The following is a 21,028-nucleotide window of genomic DNA, read 5'->3' on the forward strand; positions in this document are numbered from 1 at the left end:
GCTGGACGCCGGACGGCCGGTGGCCCTGGAAACCTCCACGATGTCCAGGGCGGCGGACAGGGGCTCGAGCCGGGCCACCCCCAGCGCCAGGGCGGCCGGCACGCCGCCCTCGACGTATTCCCTCGTTTCTTCCTCGAGCCGCTCGCGGTCTTCTTCCTGCAGCAGCTCGCCCAGCGCTGCAGCCAGGGTCTGCAGTGGAGCGCGAAAACGGGCGATGGTCTGTTCCAGATCGGCGGCGTGTAACCGCTGGCGCAGGACCCATAGGGTGGCACGCGCCAGTACGCGACTCGAGCGCACGAGCAGCGCGGTCTGGACCGGGTCTGGCACCCGGTTGTCCAGCGCCTCGATCTCCCGCCACAGCGCGGGCATCTGAAACACTTCCCGGGCGGCTACGTAGGCGCGCACCACGTCAGCAGGCGCCGCCCCAGTCTCCTCCATCATACGGTAGACGAAAGCGCTGCCCATGCGGTTGACCAGGGCGTTGCAGACCTGGGTGGCGATGATTTCCCGTTTCAGGGGATGGCGCTCCATGTAGGTCCCGTAGCGGCTTCTGAGCGGCGTGGGGAAATACTCCGCCAGGGCCCGGCCGATGAAGGGGTCCTCGGGGACACGCTCGCGCACCAACTCCTCGAACAGCCAAATCTTGCTATAGGCGAGCAACACCGCCCGCTCCGGGGAGGTCAGCCCGATGCGGGCGTTCCTGCGAGCGGCAATCTCTTCGTCGGAAGGCAGGAACTCCAGGGCACGGTCAAGCCTGCCCTGCCGTTCGAGATAACGCATGAAGCGGACCTGGGGGTCAAGCAGCGCCATCCCCATGGCACCGCTCACGGCGAGGGATTGGGCCTGATCGTAGTTGTCCCGCAGCACGAGTCGCGCCACTTCGTCGGTCATCTCCTCTAGGAGGCGCTTGCGCTGTTTTTCGGTAAGCTCCCCCTCTGCCACCACGGCGTCCAGCAGGATCTTGATGTTCACCTCGTGGTCTGAGCAGTCGACGCCGGCCGAATTGTCAATAGCGTCGGTGTTGATCAGCCCGCCCCGCAGGGCATACTCGATACGGCCGCGCTGGGTGAACCCCAGGTTGCCTCCTTCCCCCACCACCCGGCAACGCAGCTCCCGAGCGTCCACCCGCACTGCGTCGTTGGCCCGGTCGCCTACGTCAGCGTGGGACTCGGTACTTGCTTTCACGTAGGTGCCGATGCCCCCGTTGTAGAGAAGATCCACCGGGGCCTTGAGAATGGCGCGGATCAAGTCTGCAGGGGTGAGCGCCGCGGCATCGATCCCCAAGGCCCGGCGCGCCTGGGGGGAGAGGGCGATCGACTTGGCACTACGGGGATAGACCCCGCCCCCTGCAGAGATGAGCTTGGGGTCATAGTCAGCCCAGGAAGAGCGTGGCAGGCGGAATAACCGCTCTCGCTCCCGATAGCTCGTCTCGGGATCCGGGTCCGGGTCGATAAAGACATGCCGGTGGTCGAAGGCGGCAATCAGCTTGATATGGCGGGAGAGCAGCATGCCGTTGCCGAACACGTCCCCTGACATGTCGCCGATTCCGACCACCGTGAAGTCGGTCGCCTGGATGTCGACCCCCAACGTGCGGAAGTGCTTCTTCACGGACTCCCACACGCCCCGGGCGGTGATACCCATCTTCTTATGGTCGTAGCCAGCGGAGCCTCCGGAAGCGAAGGCGTCGCCCAGCCAGAAGCGGTACTCCCGGGCGATGGCGTTGGCGATGTCGGAAAAAGTGGCGGTGCCCTTGTCCGCCGCCACCACCAGGTAGGGATCGTCGTCATCATGGCGCACCACGTCCGGCGGCGGTACCACCCGCCCTGCTTCCCGGTTGTCCGTGAGATCCAGCAGCCCGCGGATGAAGGTGCAGTAGCATGCCACCCCTTCTTCGAGCAGGGCCTCCCGGTCGTCCACCGTGGGTGGCTGCTTCACCACGAATCCACCCTTGGCCCCCACCGGCACGATGACGGCGTTTTTCACCATCTGGGCCTTCATGAGTCCCAAGATCTCGGTGCGAAAATCCTCCATGCGGTCGGACCAACGGATGCCACCCCGCGCCACCTTTCCGCCCCGCAGGTGCACCCCCTCCACCCGGGGCGAGTAGACGTAGATCTCGAACATGGGCCGCGGCTCGGGCATCCCGGGCACTCTCGCTGGATCGAGCTTGAAGGAGATATAGGGCTTCGCCCGGCCCTCGCCCGTCCGCTGGTAGAAGTTGGTGCGCAAGGTCGCCAGGATCAGGGCCAGGAAGCGGCGCAGGATGCGGTCCTCGTCCAGGCTCGCGACCCCCTCCAGGTCCGCTTCGATCGCCCGCACGAGCGCCTGGGCCCGCTCCTGGGCTCCGACGCAACGGCTCGGGTCGTGGCGCTCGTGGAACAGGGCGATCAGTTTGGCGGCGATGGCGGGATGGGCCGCCAGGGCGTGCTCCATGTACGCCTGGCTGAAGGCAGCCCCACACTGGCGGGAATACTTGGCGTAGGCCCGCAACAGCGCGATCTCGCGCCAGCTAAGGTGGGCACCCAGCACCAGTCGGTTGAAACCGTCACTCTCCGCCTCCCCGCGCCAGACGTGGAGAAACGCGTCCTGGAACAGCTCCCGTACCGCGTCGATATCCACTTCTGCGCCCTTGCTGGTGGCGAGCCCGATGTCGTGAATCCATACGGGAGCAGCACCTTCAGGCTTGACCTCGTAGGGGCGCTCGTCCAGCACTTGCACCCCCATGTGCTCCAGCATGGGCAAGCTCTGGGAAAGAGGTACCGGGGCCCCGCGCCGCAATAGCTTGAAGCGCAACACTCCTTCGGGGGCTTCTAGAGGCAGGTAGAGGCTCATGCCCAGGTCCTCTTCCCCGAGTCCCTCCATGATTTCGATGTCATGGACTGCCGCACGCGGGCTGCAATCCTCCCGGTAGCCCGCTGGAAAGGCGCCCTGGTATGCGCGGGCAAGCCGCGTTCCCCGTTCTTCCCCCAGCCGGGCAATAAGTGCCTCCGCCAGGTCGTCCTCCCAGCGGCGGGCCACCCGCACCAGCCGCGCTTCCAGCTCCCGCGTGTCGTACTGCGGGACCGTCCCGGGCCGGGTATGGACCACGATCAGCACCCGGGCCAACACCGACTCGGTCAGGCTCACGCTGAATTCGCTCGAGACGCCGTGGAACGCCTCCATGAGCACCTGCTGCATGCGCTGGCGTACCTCGGTGTTGTAGCTGTCCCGTGGGACAAAGATGAGACACGAGAAGAAGCGCCCGAAGCGATCGCGGCGCACGAACAGGCGCGTGCGCTGGCGCTCCTGCAAGCGCAGGATGCCCATGGCGATCCCGTACAGCTCGTCGGCGCAAATCTGGAACAGCTCGTCGCGGGGGTAGGTCTCCAGGATGGTAAGGAGATTCTTGCCCATGTGGCTGCCCGGCAGCAGCCCTGCCCGTTGCACCACTGCCCGCACCTTTTGGCGCAGCACCGGGATCTCCTGAACCCCGGCGCTGTAGGCGGTCGAGGTGTAGAGCCCGAGGAAGCGGCGCTCGCCGACGACGCGTCCCTCGAGGTCGAAGCGCTTGATGCCCACATAGTCCATGTACGCTGGCCGGTGCACGGTGGCACGGGAATTGGACTTGGTGAGGATCAAGAGCTCTGGCACCCGAGCCCGCTCTCGCACCTCCGGAGGAAGTGTCGCAAAGCTCACCGACTGGGCTTCACCCCCCTTTTCCCGTAAAATGCCAAGCCCGGAACCCGGCACCACCTTGAGCACGTCCTCGCCGTTTTCGCTAGCGAGGTCATAGTCCCGGCAGCCAAGAAAAGTGAAATGGTCGTTCATCAGCCATTCAAGGAAGGCGATCCCTTCCGCGATCTCCTCCCGTGCAAGGGGCAGGGGAGAGGCGCGGATCGCCTCCACGGTCTGGCGCATGCGCGCGACCATGGGCTTCCAGTCGTCCACCGCCGCGCGCACGTCCTCCAGCACCCGCATGAGCCCCTGCTCCAGCCGGGTCAGGTCCTCGGGATCCGTCTCCCGGCTCATCTCCACATGCATGAAAGATTCATAACGGGCTTCTGGTACCTCCGCCGTCTCAGCCGGGCCGGGGGGCAGGATCTCCAGCAGATTTCCCTCCCCGTCCCGCCGTACCCGCATCACCGGATGGATGATGAGATGGATAGCGTAGCCTTGGCGGTTGACCTCCATGCGCACGGAATCCACGAGGAACGGCCGGTCGCTGTTCACCAGCTCGATGACCGTATGGGGGCTTTGCCAGCCGTGTTCCTCGACCCGCGGATTGTAGATCCGCATTTTGGGCCCGTCCCCGGCGCGGCGCCGCGCGAAATGCCACTGGGATAGGGCAGCACCGTATAGATCGGCTGTTTCCCGCTCGCGCAAGTCCTCCGGGTCGACCTGCCGGTAGAACTGCCGGATGAACTCCATCACCTGGGCTTGCTCTCGCAGGGGGACACGGGCGCGCACCAGGGCGAGGACTTCCTCGACCAGATCGGCGCTGTCTTCGACACGCAGGTTCAAGAGGGCTCCCAGGAGCAGGTCTTTCGGGCCGCCGGAGGGCAGCCCTGCAGGGCGAGATTAGCGGAAATCCCCGTCGCTGAGAACGAGCTTCGTGGCTATGCAGCCCGCTTCCACATGCCGGTCGAAACGTAGCGCTCCCCGGTGTCGTTGAGCACGGTGACCAGGATGCGAAAGCGGCCGGTGGCGGCGAGCTGGAGCGCTCCGTGCACGTAAGCGCCCGAGGAGGGTCCGACGAACAGGCCTTCCCGGGCAAGCCGGCGGCACAGGGACACCGCCTCCTCCAGGGTGACGGGGATGCGCTGGTCGATCAAGGGTTCGTCCAGGATGGCGGGCACGATGTCGCCCGGATGGCCCAAGGGCTTAAGCCCTTCGATGCCCGGGAAGGTCTCGGGAATGACCGCCGCCACGTACGCGTCGGGCCGTGCTTCCTTGAGCCGGCGCCCGACGCCGGTGATGGTGCCTCCAGTCCCCACGCCAGCAACAAACGCGTCCGGAGGGCCCAGCCCTTGCTGCGCCAACTGCTTGAGGATCTCCCGGCCCGTGGTCTCGTAATGGGCGCGCCAGTTCTCCGGATTGGAATACTGGTCGCAATACCAGTAGCGCTCGGGGTGGGTCTGCGCCAGCCGCTTCGCTTCCCGCAAGGCGAAGTCATAGCCTTCCAGGGGGTCGGTGAGGATCAACTCGGCGCCGTGGGCGGCGATGCGGGCGAGCCGCTCCTCGCTGGCGTTACCCGGCACCACCAGGGTGACCGGAATGCCCAGGGCCGCGCCCAGCAGGGCGTAGGAGATGCCGGCGTTGCCCGAGGAGGAGTCCAGCAGCCGCCGTCCTCCGACGAAGCGCCCTTCGGCCACGGCCTGCCTCAGCATGCGGGCGACTGGCCGGTCCTTGATGGAGCCGCCCGGGTTCACGCTTTCCAGCTTGGCAAAGAGCCGCACCCCCATCTCCCGGGCAAGCTGGATCTCCACCAGAGGAGTCCCTCCGATGCGGGCGAGGAGGGGGTGGGAGTCGAGGGCTTGTGGCCGCTCCGGTTTCATGGCGTGGCGCTCGCGCAGAAACGCTCATAGTCGATGTAGCCGGGGAACTGGATACCGTCCCCGCAGTAACGGCAGCGGGGGTCCCGCTCCAGGGTGAGCTCGTCGAAGCGCGCACGCAGCGCGTCGTAGTACAGCAACCGTCCCACCAGAGGGTCACCGATCTCCAGAATCAGCTTGATCGCCTCGGTGGCCTGGAGCAGCCCGATAATCCCGGGCAGTACCCCCAGCACGCCCGCCTCGGCGCAGGAGGGGGCGAGCTCCGCAGGCGGGGGCTCCGGATAGAGGCAGCGGTAACAAGGCCCGCGGCGCTTGGGCCAGCGAGGCCAGAATACCGTGACCTGGCCTTCGAAGCGGAACACCGACCCGTGCACGTTGGCAATGCCAAGCTTCACGCAGGCGTCGTTCACCAGGTAGCGGGTCGGGAAGTTGTCCGAGCCGTCCACCACCAGGTCGTAGCCGGAGAAGATCTCCTCCACGTTGCGGCTGGAGAGGTGGGTTTCGTAGCCCACCACCTTCACCGCCGGATTCAAAGCGTTGAGGGTTCTCTTAGCGGAAGCGACCTTGGAGGTACCCACTCGCTCGTCGGTATGGAGCACCTGGCGCTGCAGGTTGCTGCGATCCACTACGTCGTGGTCCACGATCCCCAGAGTGCCCACGCCGGCAGCTGCTAGGTACAGCGCCGCGGGGCTGCCCAATCCGCCAGCGCCAATCAGCAGGACCTTCGACTGCATGAGCTTGAGCTGACCCGCTTCCCCCACCTCTGGCATGAGTAGATGGCGCGAGTAGCGCTCCCGATCGGCCGGCGCGAAGCGCGGTGGCACTTCCACTGGCAGCCCTTCGTTCTTCCAGCGGGTAAAGCCACCCGCCATGGAATAGACCTTCTTGTAGCCGAGCCGCCTCAGCTCCTCCGCGGCGAAGAGGGAGCGCGCCCCGCCGGCGCATAGGGTAACGATGGGGCGGTCATAGTCCGGCACCACATCCTCGATCTTGAGCTCCAGATAACCTCGCCCGAGCCGGTGCGCCCCCGGCGGGCTGCCCTGGGCGATTTCCTCGGCTTCCCGCACGTCCACCAGAACGGCACCCTTCGCCTGAAGCGCCAGGGCTTCGGCGGGTGTCACTTCAGGGACGGTTTGCTTCAGCTCTGCCAGTCTCAGGTCCCGCGCTTTCATGACGACCTCCTAATCGGACGCCCGGGAAAACGCCGCGTCGCCGCCTCCCGCCACTGCCGGAACGATGGAGAGCACGTCTCCGTCGGACACGGGGGTCGCCAGGCCGCTCAGGCTGCGCACGTTGCGCCCGGCGATGAACACGTTCACGAACTGGCGCAGCTCCCCATCGGGCCCCAGCACCCGGGGCAACAGCCCCTCGTGGCGGCGGCCGAGGGCCTGCAGCGCCTCCCCCACCGTGGTTCCAGCCACCTCCACCTCCTCGGCACCGTCAGTATAGGAACGCAGGGGCATGGGAATGCGGATCTTGACCGTGCTCATGGGTTAACAACCTCCTCTTCGAACACGCCGTCCTTGAGCCGCCAGGAACGCAGCTCCGTCAGGCCCTCCGGGCCCACGGAAGCGATCACATAAGACCACCCCTCCCAGGCGTGGGCTCGGTCGGTGGCAGACGGGCGGGCCGGGTGGTCGGGGTGGGAATGCCAGACGCCGACGATGGAAAGCCCCCGCGCCCGGGCGGACTCGTCGGCCTTCAGGTAATCCTGGGGGTCCAGGAAATAGCGGTCCCGTGCCCGCTCTTGGTTGAGGTTGCGGGCCGGGAAGACTTCCACCACTTCGGTGACGCCGTCGCGGCTGCGGCCGATGAGCACGCCACAGGTCTCCTGGGGATAGCCTTTTTCCGCCCAGGCACGAAGACGCGCCTGCTCGGCTGGGGGCAAATGGAGCGTTGCCATCGAGCTTCCTCCGTTTGCCGATTCGCCCGCCGTCGGGCGGCACGGGAGCCTACCCGGCGGGCCGATCGCAGACCTGCACCATCCCGTTCTCCACCCGTACCGGAAAAGTGGCGATATCCTCGTAGGCCGGTGGCGCCAGCACCTCTCCGGTCTTGATGGAGAAGCGGGCGCCGTGGCGCGGGCACACGATCACATCGCCCTCGATGTCGCCGCTTGCGAGATCTCCGCCGTCATGGGTGCACAGATCCTCGATGGCGTAGAATTGCCCCTCCAGGTTGATTACCGCCACCGGCCGCCCGTCCAGATCCACGGTGCGGCAGGTGCCCGGCGGGATCTCCTCCACAGGAGCGACATCGTACCACTGGGTCATGGCGAATCAGCGTATCCTTCTCGAGCGCGAGGCGCCGAGCTTGCGGCGCTCCTCACAGCATTCCCAATTGCAGTTTCGCCGCCTCGGACATGCGCTCCATGGTCCAGGGCGGCTCCCAGGTCAGCTCCACCTTCACGTCCTTTACCCCTTCGACGGCGCTTACCCGCTCCCGGACCACGTCGGGAAAGCTCTGGGCCACGGGGCAGCCCGGCGCCGTGAGGGTCATGGTGATCAGCACCTCACCCTGCGGCGTCACCTCCAGGCCGTAGATCAATCCCAGGTCATAAATGTTGACCGGGATCTCGGGATCGTAAATCTCCCGCAGAGCCGCGATCACCTGGCTCTCGATCCCTTCCTGGGGTATCGCTTCGTCTTGCCTTTGCGCCACGTCTTCCCAACGGGTGTTCATGGGCGTCTTCTCATTCTGTGGACACCGGCGTCTTCTGATCGCTCAAGGCGGCGTGAAGGGTATGCCAGGCCAGGGTCGCACACTTCACCCGAGCCGGAAACTCCCGCACTCCAGCAAGCACTTCCAGCTTGCCCAGGTCGGCATGGCCGCCTTCGTCCGAGTCGGTCACCATGGCGTGGAACGCCTGGAACAAACGCTGCGCCTCTTCCAGGGTCTTGCCCTTGAGCGCCTCGGTCATCAGGGAAGCGGAGGCCGTGGAGATGGCGCAGCCCGATCCCTGGAAACTCACGTCCCCGATCACCTCGCCCTCGAGCTTCAGGTACACGGTCACCTTGTCCCCGCACATGGGGTTATAGCCCTCGGCATGGCGATGGGCGTCCTCCATCTTCCGGAAATTGCGCGGATTCCGGTTGTGGTCGAAGATGACTTCCTGGTACAGCTCCCGCAGGTCCGCCACGCTCACCTCACTGTGAAAACCAACCTCAACCGAAGACTTCCCGAACCTTGTGCAAGCCCGCCACCAGAGCGTCTACATCCTCCCGGGTGTTGTATAGGGCGAAGGACGCCCGGGCAGTGGCCGCCACCCCATAGCGGTCCATCACCGGCATGGCACAGTGGTGCCCGGCACGAATCGCTACTCCCTGGTGGTCCAGGATGGTGCCGATATCGTGGGGATGCACGCCGTCCATCACGAAGGACAGGATCCCGGCCTTGTGCCGGGCGGTGCCCACCAGACGCAAGCCCTTGATCCCGGCCACCGCCTCGGTCGCGTACTGGAGCAGGGCGTGCTCGTGGGCGGCAATCGCTTCCATGCCGATGCCCATCACGTAATCCAGGGCCGCCCCGAGACCAACGGCACCGGCGATGTGGGGCGTACCCGCCTCGAACTTGTAGGGCAGGTCGTTGTAGAGCGTCTTGTCGAAGGTGACCACCTTGATCATGTCGCCCCCGCCCTGGTACGGCGGCATGGCGGCAAGTAACGCCTCCTTGCCATAGAGCGCTCCGATCCCGGTGGGACCGTAGATCTTGTGACCAGAGAAGGCATAGAAGTCACAGTCCAAGGCCTGTACGTCCACCGGGACGTGGGGGACCGCCTGGGCCCCGTCCAGTAACACCTTGGCCCCCACGGCATGGGCCCGCTCCACGATGCGCTCGACCGGGTTGATGGTGCCCAGGGCGTTGGACACGTGCACTGCCGCCACGATGCGAGTACGTTCGGAGACAAGCCGTTCGAACTCCTCGAACACCATCTCGCCGGCATCGTTGATTGGCGCCACCCTGAGAACCGCCCCAGTCTGCTGGCACACCATCTGCCACGGCACGATGTTGGAGTGGTGCTCCATGGCGGTGATGAGCACTTCGTCGCCGGGCTTGAGAACGGTACGCCCATAGCTCTGGGCCACCAGGTTGACCCCCTCGGTGCAGCCGCGCACGAATACGATTTCCCGAGCCGAGCGGGCGTTCAAGAAGCGAGCTACCTTTTGCCGGGCCCCCTCGTAGGCGTCAGTGGCTTTCTGGGACAAGGCATGCACGCCGCGGTGCACGTTGGCGTTGCATTCCTCGTAGTAGCGCCGTTCTGTCTCGATCACGGACGCCGGCTTCTGGCTGGTGGCAGCGTTATCCAGATAGACCAGGGGTTTGCCATAGACCTGCTGCTTGAGGATGGGAAAGTCCTCACGCCAGCGGTATGCCGGAGCCACATGTCGGATTAGGGCTTCCTTCGTTGCGCTCATACCAGCTCCCTGATGGTTTCACCTTCGGGCAAGCGCCCGATCAAGAACTCCTCCAGCCGCACGCGCACGGGTTTGAGGCCGATGCGGTTGATCACGTCGTTGGCGAAGGCGTAGGTAAGGACGTTTCTTGCCGCCACCTCCCCCAGGCCCCGGGAGCGCAGATAGAACAACATGTCCTCATCGAGCTGTCCCACGGTGGCGCCGTGGGCGCACTTCACGTCGTCGGCGTAGATCTCCAGTTGGGGCTTGGTGTCCACCTCGGCGTCCCGGGAAAGGAGCAGGTTGTTGTTGGTCTGCTCCGCATCGGTCTTCTGCGCCCCGGGATGGACCACCACCCGTCCGCTAAACACGCCCCGGCCGGCCCCATCCAGCACCCCGCGGTAATACTCCCGGCTGGTGCCGCGGGGTTTGGCATGGTCGATGCGGGTGTGATGGTCCGCGTGCTGGCGCCCGCCCACCAAGTACAGCCCGTTCAGGGTCGTTTCGCACCCTTCGTCATTGAGCGCCACGGCGATGTCGGTACGGGAGAGCTGGGCCCCCAGCGCCATGGAATGGGAGACGAAGCGGGCGTCCCGGCGCTGCTCGGCATAGAGGCCCGCCAGATGGATAGTTCTCACGTCCTCCTGCTGCAGCCTCACGTGCTCCACCGCCGCGCCAGGACCCACCGAGATCTGGGTCAGGGCGTTGGTGAAGGCGGCAGCGCCCGGGCTGCCCACGTAGTGCTCGATTATCAGCGCCTGCGCACCCTCCTCGGCCTGGATCAAGTGGCGCAGGTGGGCCGCGCGCCCACCGCCGCTCGCGAAGATCAGCAGATGCAAGGGACGGGGAAGCTTCACCCCGGGCTGCAAATGAACGACGGCCCCGTCCCGGGCGAAGGCAGTGTTTAGCGCCGCCAGAGCTCCGCCCCACGCTTCGCTCCCGAAGTACGGCGCGAGTAGTTCCGACCCCTGCTCCAGCAGCTCTGCGAGGCAGGTCACCCGGGCGCCCGGCGGCAACTGCCCCAGCCGGGAAAGCTGGGGCACGAAACGGCCGTCCGCGAACACGAGCAAGTCCGCCTCCAGGCGGGCGAAGCGATGGGCCGCCAGGGCGCCCTCGAGCTCGCGCGGCACCGCCCACTCCGTGGCCGGCGCGAAATGCGCCTTCTCCAGAGAGATGAGGCTCGTGTACTTCCAGTCCTCGTCACGCATGGTGGGGAAGCCCAGTGCCCGGAAACGCTCCAGGGCCTGCTCCCGCACCTTGCGCACCCAAGGCACCCTGTGCCCGGGAAGCCCCTCGGCCACGGCCGCGTAGTCGTCGGCGTAGCGGGCCGCGGCGTTCGCCTTGAGATCGTCCACCTTCACGCCCGTACCTCCTGGCTTCCGCCCGCGTGGGCCGCCACCCAGGCGTAGCCGTGTTTCTCCAGCTCGAGCGCGAGCTCCCGTCCGCCCGAGCGGATGATGCGGCCCTGGGCTAGCACGTGCACGAAATCCGGCACGATGTAGTTGAGCAGCCGCTGGTAGTGGGTGACCAGCACCATGGCGCGCTGCGGGCTGCGCAGCGAATTGACCCCTTCCGCCACCACCTTAAGGGCGTCGATGTCCAGACCCGAGTCGGTCTCGTCCAGGATCGCGAGCCTGGGCTCCAGCACCGCCATCTGCAGGATCTCGTTGCGCTTCTTTTCGCCGCCGGAGAAGCCCTCGTTCACCGAGCGGTAGAGGAACTCCTCCGGAATCTGGACCAGCTTCATTCGCTCCTTCACGAGCTTCAGGAAGTCCATGGCGTCCAGCTCGGGCTCTCCCCGGGCCTTGCGCACCGCGTTGACCGCCGCCTTGAGCAGGTAGACGTTGGAGACACCGGGAATCTCCACCGGGTACTGAAATGCCAGGAAAATGCCCGCCCGGGCCCGCTCTTCGGGCGGCAGTGCCAGCAGGTCCTGGCCCAGGTACAACACCTCGCCCTGGGTCACCTGGTAGCCCTCCCGGCCGGCGATCACGTTGGCCAGCGTGCTCTTGCCCGAGCCGTTGGGCCCCATGATGGCGTGCACCTCTCCCGGGTTCACCTTGAGGGAGAGCCCTTTGAGGATGGCCTTGCCCTCCACCGTTACGTGCAGATTCCTGATGTCCAGCATCGTCATGTCCTTTTTCGAATCCTTAATCCTCAGCCCACGCTGCCTTCCAGGCTCACCCCCAGGAGCTTCTGCGCCTCCACCGCGAACTCCATGGGCAGCTCCTTGAACACTTCTTTGCAGAAGCCGTTTACGATCATGGAGACCGCGTCCTCGGCGGATATGCCGCGCTGCATGCAATAGAAAAGCTGGTCCTCACCGATGCGGGAAGTGGTGGCCTCGTGCTCCACCCGCGCCGTCGGGTTCTTGACCTCGATGTAAGGAAAGGTATGGGCCGCGCACTTGTCACCCATCAGCAAGGAATCGCACTGGGTGTAGTTGCGGGCGTTCTCGGCACCCTTGAGCACCTTCACCAGGCCCCGGTAGGCGTTGCGGCCATGACCAGCAGAAATCCCCTTGGAAACGATGGTGGAGCGGGTGTTTTTGCCGACGTGGATCATCTTGGTGCCGGTGTCGGCCTGCTGGTAGTGGTTCGTGAGGGCGACCGAGTAGAACTCTCCCACCGAGTTGTCCCCCTTGAGGATGCAGCTCGGATACTTCCAGGTGATGGCCGAGCCGGTCTCCACCTGGGTCCAGGAGATGTGGCTGTTTGCCCCGCGGCACTCGCCCCGCTTGGTCACGAAGTTGTAGATGCCCCCCTTGCCTTCCTTGTCCCCCGGATACCAGTTCTGCACCGTTGAATACTTGATCTTGGCGTTGTCCAGGGCGATCAGCTCCACCACTGCGGCATGGAGCTGGTTCTCGTCGCGCATGGGCGCAGTGCAGCCCTCCAGGTACGAGACGTAGGAGCCCTCGTCGGCGATAATGAGGGTGCGCTCGAACTGGCCGGTCGACTTGGCGTTGATGCGGAAATAGGTGGACAACTCCATGGGGCACTTGACGCCCTTGGGCACGTAGACGAAGGAGCCGTCGGAGAACACCGCCGAATTGAGGGCAGCGAAGAAGTTGTCGGTATAGGGCACCACTGAGCCCAGGTAGCGCTTGACCAGCTCCGGATGCTCCCGCACCGCCTCGGAGAAGGAACAGAAGATGATGCCCATGGCCGCCAGCTTGTCCTTGAAGGTGGTGGCGACGGACACGCTGTCGAACACCGCATCCACCGCCACGCCCGCCAAGATCTCCTGCTCCTTCAGGGGAATGCCCAGCTTCTCGTAAGTGCGCAGCAGCTCCGGATCCACTTCATCCAGGCTCTTGGGACGCTCCTTCTTGGTCTTGGGTGCCGCGTAGTAATAAATGTCCTGGTAGTCGATCCTCGGGTAGCGCACGCTTGACCAGCGGGGTTCCTGCATGGTCAGCCAGTGACGATAGGCTTGGAGACGCCACTCCAGCATGAACTCGGGCTCTTCCTTCTTCGCCGAGATCATGCGGATGATGTCCTCGTTGAGCCCCTTGGGAACCAGGTCGGTCTCGATGGGCGTCTCGAAGCCATGCTGATATTCCCGGCGGATCAGCTCGTCCAGGTGTTGTGCGGCCGTCGACATGGAAGATTCTCCTCTGGCAATCCTTTCAAGCGTTGACCTGGGCTCGGCGGTGGGCGAGCAACTGATCGGTGTTCACCACCGCCAAAGTGGGCTGGGCCATGTCAGCCAGGGTCACCCCCGTGAGCGCCTGGCGCACTGCGGCGTTGATCTTCATCCAATTCACCCGCACCGAGCAGGAGGTCTCCTGCTCGCACAGCCCGGGGGCGCTCGAGCACTCTGTCAGTCCGATGGGTCCCTCGATGGCATCGATGATCTCCATGAGGGTGATGGCGTCCGGCGTCCGGGCCAGGCTGTAGCCCCCCCGCATGCCCCGGTGGGACACCAAAATGGCCTCCCGGGCCAAGATCTTCAGGATCTTGCTCACCGTGGGGAGCGAAATCTGGGTGGCGGCGGCGATTTCGGCGGCGTTATGCACCCCCGCCGGATGACGCGCCAGGTAGGTCATCACCAAGGTGCCGTAGTCGGCCAATTTGCTCATGCGAATCATGGCGATTCCCGCTCCCCTCAAATTTAGGACTATTTTAGTCCTGTATCGCCGTGCAGTTCAACAAAAATTTCTCATATTGCGTTGCAGCAAAGCTATAACCCATTGAACAATCATGGATACATAGATAGCGCCGGGAAGGTCTCCAATGTTGACATAAGTTTTTGAAACAAAATAACTTTCTCCCACTGGGTCCACGGCTTCCACCGCTTCGCCTACATCGAGGGGGGATCCTCGCAATCCCCATGGGGTTATTTGCGTCCCCGATCTCACCCGTAACAGCCGGGATTTCGGTTCCCAGACGCGGGCCCAGACCAGGGACTACTGGGTCATTGGCCTGGACGTGGTAGTCCAGCGCAGGGGCATATAGCTCGCCGCCGAGCTCTCCCTCACGGCTATCCCCTGTGCGTCTCGGACGCGGCAGCCCTGATTGCCCGGGTAAGCGGCCCCTAGCCCCCTGTCTGGCAGCGCTTTCCTGCCTTCCTCGCTGGGCGCCAGCCCAGGGGGGGCTGGGGAGCACCTCCCTGGGGAAGGCTCATCGGCATCAGGCTGGCGAGACCCGAAAGCATTCCCTCTGTTCGCTGGCTGGTACTAAACGACGTGGCGCCGGTCATTCCCCGAGAGGTCCGCCATCGCATCGGGTGCCATGCGGCCGAGATCCCCGGTCCGCCCGCTGGAAGGTCTTCGAGGCCTATTTACGGAAAATCCTTCGCCCCGTTCAGACCCCTCTCAGAGTCCCCAGCAGCACTATTTCGCCCTCCCCAGTCGCTGGCGCACGGAGGACACGGCAGCAACGCCCCCGACGACGATCCGCCCCTGGGAGAGGCTTTCCGCCAATGTTTCTCCCAAGATGTGGTGCCGTGGACTTGTAGGGTGCGATCCGCTGCCCGTGCTGGCGCTCTGCCGGGCGCGGCATCGGACCTTCTACCCTAGAGACCGTGCGGCCAGAACGGGGACCTAGGGCCCGTGACCTGGAATTTCCCAGCGTCCGCCATGCCCCAACCCGCATGAGCGAGGACCAGATCCGGCCCATCCAGGACCTCTTGCGAGCAAAACCGCCTGGAGGAGCCGTACCGACGTCCTGCTGCACGACACCCTCTGTGGGAAATCTGACCCGCAAGCGCCACCGCGGTCGCGTTCGAGCAGCCCCAGTGCCCTGCCAATGATTTGTTGGGTAAGCGTTTTCATCGCAAGGTCGCGCGGCGCCCCGGCATGGCACATTGCTTGCAATATTCCGGGCGCGAGGGCCGTTTCCGGCCGTACCGGGACGGCTCGATCACGACGGAACCACCCATGCTAAAGCTCATCCACACCGCCGAGCACTCCGCAGGGCCCTCAGGGGAAGGCCCCGAAGCAAGCATAGACCTCCAGGGCTTGCTGGATCGTCTGGACCAGATGGTGTACCGGTATCGTACTGACGAAGAGGGCACCATGGAGTTCATGGGCGGGGGCTGCCTCGTGGTCACAGGCTTCCCGGCCGAGGATCCGGTGTTCCGCTCCCGGGCCGCCTTCGAGGAATTGATCCTGCCTCAGTATCGGCGGCGCGTGCGACGCGCGATCGAGGAGGCCCTGGAAGCCTGCCAGCGCTTCGAAGTGGAATACCGTCTGATTGATGCCCTCGGCCAGGTGCGCTGGGTACTGGAGCGGGGCATCGGCATCATCGACGCCGACGAGCGTCGCGTGGCCGTCGAAGGCACGGTGACCGACATCACCACCCGCAAACGCTGGGAACGCTCTCTCAAGAAGTCGGAAGAACGTTTCCGCGGCATGGTGGAGCACGCAGCCGAGGGGATTTTTCAATGTACCCCCGAGGGCGCATGGCTCTACGCTAATCCGGCCGCGGCGCAACTGTTCGGCTACGAATCCCCTCGGGAGCTCATGGGTTCCGTGTCCAACATCCCGCTGCAACTCTACGCCGATCCTACCCGCTACGCCGAGTTCCAGCGGCGGCTGCGCGAAGAAGGGGTGGTCACCGACTTCGAGGTAGAGGTAAGCCGCAGGGACGGGGAAAGCGTGTGGGTGCTCCAGAGCGGGCGCGCGGTGCACGGAAAGCGGGGCGAGATCGCCTATTTCGACGTCTTCATGCGAGACGTGACCGAGCGCAAGCAGCATCTGGAAGCCATCCAGCGCCAGGCAACCCACGATCCCATCACGGGGTTACCCCAACGCAACGATCTCTACCGGCGGCTACAGCTGGCCATGTCCGAAGGCGCCCGTAGCGGCTCGCCCGTGGGGCTTGCCCTGCTGCATCTAGACGGATTCCAGGAGCTCAACCGGCGCCTCGGCTACCTGATGGGAGACCAGGTGCTGCGGGCCGTGGCCCAGCGCCTGGGCGTCTCAATCCGAGAGAAGGACGTGGTGGTGCGCATCGGCGGAGGAGAATTCGCCCTGATCCTGCCCGGCGAGCCCGACGGGGGCGCCATTATCGATCAGGTGAACCGGGCGGTGCAGGTGGTCTCCCAACCCCTGACCCTTGGAGACGAGGAGCTACGCCTTACCCTGAGCGTGGGCTTGAGTCTGTTCCCGGAGCACGGGGGCAGCCCGGAGAAGCTTTTCATCCGGGCCGAGGAGGCCATGAACGCAGCCCGGGACGCGGGAGGCAACACCCTGCGCTTGTATCGTCCCACCGAATCTTCGGTAAGCGACACAGCAAGCGGTACGTGGTCCAGAGCGCCCAGCACGGCGGGGCCCTTGGATCCCCTCAAGCGCCTATACGCCCGCCTGCGTCCCCCGTCCCGGTCCTAAACCCCAAAGGGCACGTCTTCCCTGGAGCGCCAAGCCACCGCTTAAGCCTGCGAAGAGGCTCACCACGAATCGTTTTCAACCAAAATGAATGACGGGGCGGCACCTTCGCCAAAGGTCGAAGCTTCAGGAAGGAAGGACCTGGCTCCAGCCTTGACGCTCCCCTTGGCCCCGTGGATGATGGTCCAACATGTGCCGTAGAGGGCCGCCGTGCCGTTGCTTTCCGCCTCCCCATGTTCATCTTCGAGCTGATCGCCGAGCAGCGTATCCAGGAAGCGATCGAAGCGGGCGAATTCGACCATCTGCCGGGCGCCGGCAAGCCTCTCGTCCTGGACGACGACCGCATGGTGCCTGAGGCGCTGCGCGCGGCGTTGCGAGTACTCAAGAACGCGGGCTACGTGCCTCCGGAAGTGGAGCAGCTCAAGGAGCTGCGGGAGCTTACGCGCTCCATCGAAGCCACGCTAGACGATGAGGAGCGGCGCCGGGCTCTGGCCAAGCTCAACCTGCTGTCCCTTCGCCTCGCCCTGTCCCGGGGCCTCGCAGGCTACCTGCGTATCGAATCCCAATATTACGAGAAGGTCATCCACCGCTTGGCGAGTCCTCAGGACAAATGATGGTGCTTTGATCCCATGCGGTTTGGAATGGGAACACGACAGGAATCACCCCTCTGCCGTCGAGTGAAATGCCCTCCGCCGACGCCTTGGCGCAATACTACTCCTGCAGCGCTCCTTCGCGGCAGCGCCTACTCGACTGGCAAGCCAGCCGCTTTCCACTCGGGGAAGCCCTCCTTCAGGCGCCGCGCTTTCCAGCCCTTCTGGCGCAGCCGCGCCACTGCTTCGAAAGCCAGCACGCAATAGGGCCCGCGGCAGTAGGCCACGATCTCCCGATCCTGGGGCAGCTTGGAGAGCCGACCCTCCAGCTCGGTGAGCGGAATGTTGATGGCTCCCGGCAGATGACCAGCGGCGTACTCCTCGGGCGGGCGCACATCCAGCACCGTGACCAAGCCCTTGCGCGCCCGCGCCAGCAGCTCCTGGGCCGGGATGGGCTCCAGGTCGTCCCGGCTGGTGAGGTAGCTGCGCACCAGCTTCTCCACCTCGGCGATGCGCCGTTCCGCCACCTGGCGAAGGATATAAAGGAGCCTCACCACGTCGTCGCCAGCGATCGCGTAGTAGACCCGTAAGCCCTCCTTGTGTGCCAACACCAGTCCGGCCTGTCGCAACGCCTGCAGGTGCTGGGACGTGTTGGCCACCGACAAGCCGGAGACCTTGGCCAACGCCTCCACGCTGCGGGGTCCTTGGGCGAGGAACTCCAGGAGCTCCAGCCGGTTGGCACTGGCGAGCGCCCGAGCGACCCGGGCGAATTGGGTAAACAGCTCGTGCTTGGCACTTGGTCTTGACATAACCAGAAGCTAATTTCTATTATTCAATTGAATTCTTGAATATTAACCCATCCCCTGTCGCCAAGAAAGGCGGACCGCCGGGCGAGAGAGGAAAGCGGATGAACGGTAACGAGTTTGCTGCCGCTTGGGAAGTGCCCCTGCGCCTGTGGGCATTCTTCGGCGTGCTAGCCGTCTTGGTCCTGTGGGAGCTCAAGGCGCCGCGCCGAATTCCGGTTTTACCCCGGCGCAAGCGCTGGCCCGGCAATCTGGGAATCGTCGCCCTGGACACCCTCCTCGTGCGGCTCTTAATCCCCATGACGGGTGCCGGCATGGCCGTGCTTGCCGCCGCCCAGGGCTGGGGGCTACTCAACGTGGTGCCGATCCCGTTCTGGCTTGCCGTCCTTCTCTCAGTGGTTCTCCTCGACCTGGCCATCTATGGGCAGCACGTGCTCTTCCATACGCTACCCCCACTGTGGCGGGTGCACCGCATGCACCACGCAGACCTGGAGGTCGACGTAACCACGGGTGCTCGCTTTCATCCCATCGAGATCGTGCTTTCCTTACTGATCAAGCTAAGCGTGATCGTCGCCCTGGGAGCGCCCGCCACGGCGGTGGTGCTGTTCGAAATCCTGCTCAACGCTACCTCCATGTTCAACCACAGCAACGTGCGCCTTCCCCCAACGGTGGAAGCGCTGCTGCGACGGGTGATCGTGACGCCGGACATGCACCGCGTCCATCATTCGATCAAGCGCCAGGAAACCGATAGCAACTTCGGCTTCAATCTGTCCCTGTGGGATCGGCTGTTCGGCACCTACCGGGCCCGGCCGGAGGACGGGCACGAGGCCATGGCCCTCGGCATCCCCGACTTCCGCGATCCCCGCGACTGCACAACGCTGTCGGGGATGCTCACCATCCCCTTCCGCGGCCGCGCCGGGCACGCGTCCCGCCTCGAGCCGGGCCATGAAGGCCACTAGCCTGGTGCGCGCTGCCCTCGCGCTCCTGCTCGCGGGCGGTATCGTGGCCGCGATCCATTCCGGCGGCGCCGACCTCGACGCGCTGCGAACGCTACCCGAACGGATGGGGATGGCCGCCCCCCTCGCCTTCATCGCCCTGTACGCGGTGGGGGCGGTCCTCTTTCTGCCCGGCTCCGTCTTTACCCTCGCCGCAGGCGCCGTGTTCGGGCCGGTGGTGGGCGCGTTCTACAGCCTGGCGGGGGCGACCCTCGGGGCGACGCTCGCTTTCCTTTGCGCCCGGTACCTGATCGGCGATTGGGTACGACGGCATGCGGGCACTCGCTTGCAGGCATTGCTCCAGGGAGTCGAAGCGGAGGGCTGGCGGTTCGTGGCGTTCGTTCGCCTGGTGCCGCTCTTTCCGTTCAATGCGTTGAACTACGCGTTGGGCCTGACCCGCATCCCGCTGGGGCCCTACGTCGCGGCCTCTTATGTGGCCATGCTGCCAGGGGCAGCGGCCTATGCTTACCTGGGCTACGCCGGGCGGGAGGCGCTGGTAGGAAGCGAAACCCTGATTCATGACGGGCTCATCGCTCTGGCGCTCCTCGCGGCGGTACTCTTTCTTCCCCGCTTCGTGCAACGCTTGCATCCTCGCGGGGTGGATCCCGCAGCGGGAACCATCACCGCAGCGGCGCTTAAGCGGCGGCTCGAAGACGGCAAGCCTCAAGCCATCCTGGACGTGCGCGAGCCCGACGAATACCGTGGCGAGCTGGGCCACCTTCCCGGTGCGCTCAACATACCCCTTGCCCATTTGGCCGAGGCCTTGTCGGCGCTCGAGCCGTTGAAGGACCGAGGTATCGTCGTCGTGTGCCGCACCGACAAACGCTCGGCCAAGGCGGCAAGGCTACTGCGGCGCCAAGGGTTCCACCCTGTTGAGGTGCTGCGAGGCGGCATGGAACAGTGGAACCGAGAAGGCTACCCGATCACCCGCTCAACTCCCTGCGATCCGGAAGGAGGCGTTCATGGGCAAAACCCTCTTCATCCTTAACGATCCCCCTTATGGGACAGAGCGGAGCTATAACGGCCTGCGTCTGGCCATCTCCCTCCTCAAGGGCGAAGGGGAGGCGGTTCGTGTTTTCCTGATCGGCGACGGAGTCGTCTGCGCCAAGCGCGGCCAGAAAGTTCCTCAGGGCTACTACAACCTCGCCCACATGCTGGAGCTGGTTGCCCGCCGCGGTGGGGAAATCGGCGTGTGCGGCACCTGTCTGGAAGCCCGAGGCATCGCCGTTACCGACTTGGTGGAAGGCGCCCGAGCGAGCACCATGGCGGAGCTGACCGCTTGGGTCCAGTGGGCGGACAAGGTAGTCTCGTTCTGAGGCCCGATCGGCCCGGACCGGCCGCCTGCGTCGAGCGCTGCTCCTCGGGCTTTCACGACTCGGGCCCGAGCCTGGGCCGCGGGATGACGGGCGCCTGCCCGCGCTTGTAGACCAGGAGGGTGCGCTTGAACGTGATCACCACTACCCCGTCCTGGTTGTAACCCGTGGTCCTGACGGTCACGATGCCCACGTTGGGGCGTGACCTCGACTCCCTCTTTTCCAGGACTTCCGATTGGGAGTAGAGGGTGTCGCCCTCGAATACCGGGTGCGGCAGCCGAATCTCGTCCCAACCCAGATTGGCGAACACGTTCTGGGACACGTCGATCACGCTCTGACCGGTGACCAGCGCCAGCGTGAACGTGGAATCCACCAACGGCCGCTTAAACTCCGTCTGAGCCGAGTAATGGGCGTCGAAGTGGATCGGCGCCGTATTCTGGGTCAGGAGGGTGAACCAGATGTTGTCGGTCCGGGTAATGGTGCGTCCCAGCGGATGGGGGTAGACGTCCCCCACCTCGAAGTCCTCGTAGAATCGCCCGCGCCAGCCCTCCTTGAGCGCCATCGCCGCCT

20 protein-coding genes are annotated in these 21,028 nt (G+C 65.1%); 5 read left to right on the forward strand and 15 right to left on the reverse strand.

Going from position 1 to position 21,028, the window contains the following annotated elements; genetic code table 11:
* The 13 genes from V7Q81_RS05405 to V7Q81_RS05465 form a co-directional block, all read right to left on the reverse strand.
* On the reverse strand, positions 1–4,500 hold a 4,500-nt coding region (locus V7Q81_RS05405), incomplete at its 3' end, for an NAD-glutamate dehydrogenase (RefSeq protein ID WP_442954769.1).
* 95 nt (positions 4,501–4,595) lie between these two features.
* A complete protein-coding gene (locus V7Q81_RS05410) occupies positions 4,596–5,534 on the reverse strand; it encodes a PLP-dependent cysteine synthase family protein (protein ID WP_333840908.1) in 939 nt (312 codons plus the stop codon).
* Positions 5,531–6,703 (reverse strand): molybdopterin-synthase adenylyltransferase MoeB, encoded by a 1,173-nt coding sequence (gene moeB / locus V7Q81_RS05415; protein WP_333840909.1) that lies wholly within the window; start codon positions 6,701–6,703, stop codon positions 5,531–5,533. Before moeB ends, V7Q81_RS05410 begins: the two co-directional genes overlap by 4 nt.
* Positions 6,704–6,712: 9 nt before the next feature.
* A complete protein-coding gene (locus V7Q81_RS05420; RefSeq protein WP_333840910.1) occupies positions 6,713–7,021 on the reverse strand; it encodes a ubiquitin-like small modifier protein 1 in 309 nt (102 codons plus the stop codon).
* The gene (locus V7Q81_RS05425) at positions 7,018–7,434 is read right to left on the reverse strand and encodes a M67 family metallopeptidase (RefSeq protein ID WP_333840911.1); all 417 of its coding nucleotides are present in this window, start codon (positions 7,432–7,434) and stop codon (positions 7,018–7,020) included. The genes V7Q81_RS05420 and V7Q81_RS05425 overlap by 4 nt, the downstream gene beginning before the upstream one ends.
* 49 nt (positions 7,435–7,483) lie before the next feature.
* On the reverse strand, positions 7,484–7,804 hold the full coding sequence (locus V7Q81_RS05430) for a Rieske (2Fe-2S) protein (protein ID WP_333840912.1): 321 nt from the start codon (positions 7,802–7,804) through the stop codon (positions 7,484–7,486).
* A 52-nt stretch (positions 7,805–7,856) separates the two neighbouring features.
* Positions 7,857–8,213 carry an SUF system Fe-S cluster assembly protein gene (locus V7Q81_RS05435; RefSeq protein WP_333840913.1) on the reverse strand — a complete coding sequence of 119 codons (357 nt, stop codon included), beginning with the start codon at positions 8,211–8,213 and terminating at the stop codon, positions 7,857–7,859.
* A 10-nt stretch (positions 8,214–8,223) separates the two neighbouring features.
* The gene (gene sufU / locus V7Q81_RS05440; RefSeq protein WP_333840914.1) at positions 8,224–8,670 is read right to left on the reverse strand and encodes a Fe-S cluster assembly sulfur transfer protein SufU; all 447 of its coding nucleotides are present in this window, start codon (positions 8,668–8,670) and stop codon (positions 8,224–8,226) included.
* Between the two features lie 25 nt (positions 8,671–8,695).
* The gene (locus tag V7Q81_RS05445) at positions 8,696–9,946 is read right to left on the reverse strand and encodes a cysteine desulfurase (protein WP_333840915.1); all 1,251 of its coding nucleotides are present in this window, start codon (positions 9,944–9,946) and stop codon (positions 8,696–8,698) included.
* Complete coding sequence (sufD, locus tag V7Q81_RS05450) at positions 9,943–11,286, reverse strand: Fe-S cluster assembly protein SufD (RefSeq protein WP_333840916.1); 1,344 nt, start codon at positions 11,284–11,286, stop codon at positions 9,943–9,945. The genes V7Q81_RS05445 and sufD overlap by 4 nt, the downstream gene beginning before the upstream one ends.
* A complete protein-coding gene (gene sufC, locus V7Q81_RS05455; RefSeq protein ID WP_333840932.1) occupies positions 11,283–12,053 on the reverse strand; it encodes a Fe-S cluster assembly ATPase SufC in 771 nt (256 codons plus the stop codon). Before sufC ends, sufD begins: the two co-directional genes overlap by 4 nt.
* Before the next feature lie 29 nt (positions 12,054–12,082).
* Positions 12,083–13,531, reverse strand: coding sequence for a Fe-S cluster assembly protein SufB (gene sufB, locus V7Q81_RS05460; protein ID WP_333840917.1), 1,449 nt, complete (start codon positions 13,529–13,531; stop codon positions 12,083–12,085).
* Positions 13,532–13,556: 25 nt separating this feature from the next.
* Complete coding sequence (locus V7Q81_RS05465; protein WP_333840918.1) at positions 13,557–14,009, reverse strand: SUF system Fe-S cluster assembly regulator; 453 nt, start codon at positions 14,007–14,009, stop codon at positions 13,557–13,559.
* A gap of 1,299 nt (positions 14,010–15,308) precedes the next feature.
* Here V7Q81_RS05465 and V7Q81_RS05470 point away from each other — a divergent pair.
* Both V7Q81_RS05470 and V7Q81_RS05475 read left to right on the forward strand, forming a co-directional pair.
* Entirely contained in the window at positions 15,309–16,760 is a 1,452-nt protein-coding gene (locus V7Q81_RS05470; RefSeq protein WP_333840919.1) for a diguanylate cyclase domain-containing protein, read from the forward strand.
* A 230-nt stretch (positions 16,761–16,990) separates the two neighbouring features.
* On the forward strand, positions 16,991–17,371 hold the full coding sequence (locus tag V7Q81_RS05475; protein WP_333840920.1) for a DnaJ family domain-containing protein: 381 nt from the start codon (positions 16,991–16,993) through the stop codon (positions 17,369–17,371).
* A 128-nt stretch (positions 17,372–17,499) separates the two neighbouring features.
* Here V7Q81_RS05475 and V7Q81_RS05480 read toward each other — a convergent pair whose 3' ends face one another.
* Positions 17,500–18,156: an ArsR/SmtB family transcription factor gene (locus V7Q81_RS05480; protein WP_333840921.1), complete on the reverse strand. Its 657-nt coding sequence runs from the start codon at positions 18,154–18,156 to the stop codon at positions 17,500–17,502.
* A 98-nt stretch (positions 18,157–18,254) separates the two neighbouring features.
* Here V7Q81_RS05480 and V7Q81_RS05485 point away from each other — a divergent pair, with 98 nt between their 5' ends.
* The 3 genes from V7Q81_RS05485 to V7Q81_RS05495 are packed head-to-tail and all read left to right on the forward strand — an operon-like array spanning position 18,255 to position 20,461.
* Positions 18,255–19,109 (forward strand): sterol desaturase family protein, encoded by an 855-nt coding sequence (locus V7Q81_RS05485; RefSeq protein ID WP_333840922.1) that lies wholly within the window; start codon positions 18,255–18,257, stop codon positions 19,107–19,109.
* The gene (locus V7Q81_RS05490) at positions 19,096–20,133 is read left to right on the forward strand and encodes a VTT domain-containing protein (RefSeq protein ID WP_333840923.1); all 1,038 of its coding nucleotides are present in this window, start codon (positions 19,096–19,098) and stop codon (positions 20,131–20,133) included. The genes V7Q81_RS05485 and V7Q81_RS05490 overlap by 14 nt, the downstream gene beginning before the upstream one ends.
* Positions 20,108–20,461 carry a DsrE/DsrF/TusD sulfur relay family protein gene (locus V7Q81_RS05495; protein ID WP_333840924.1) on the forward strand — a complete coding sequence of 118 codons (354 nt, stop codon included), beginning with the start codon at positions 20,108–20,110 and terminating at the stop codon, positions 20,459–20,461. Before V7Q81_RS05490 ends, V7Q81_RS05495 begins: the two co-directional genes overlap by 26 nt.
* Before the next feature lie 52 nt (positions 20,462–20,513).
* Here the strand turns inward: V7Q81_RS05495 and V7Q81_RS05500 are convergent, their stop codons facing one another.
* Positions 20,514–21,020, reverse strand: coding sequence for a MaoC family dehydratase (locus V7Q81_RS05500; protein ID WP_333840925.1), 507 nt, complete (start codon positions 21,018–21,020; stop codon positions 20,514–20,516).
* Between the last annotated feature and the right edge of the window lie 8 nt (positions 21,021–21,028).

Origin of the sequence: Pelomicrobium sp., assembly GCF_036803785.1 — a bacterium.
Classification (GTDB): Bacteria; Pseudomonadota; Gammaproteobacteria; order Burkholderiales; family UBA6910; genus Pelomicrobium.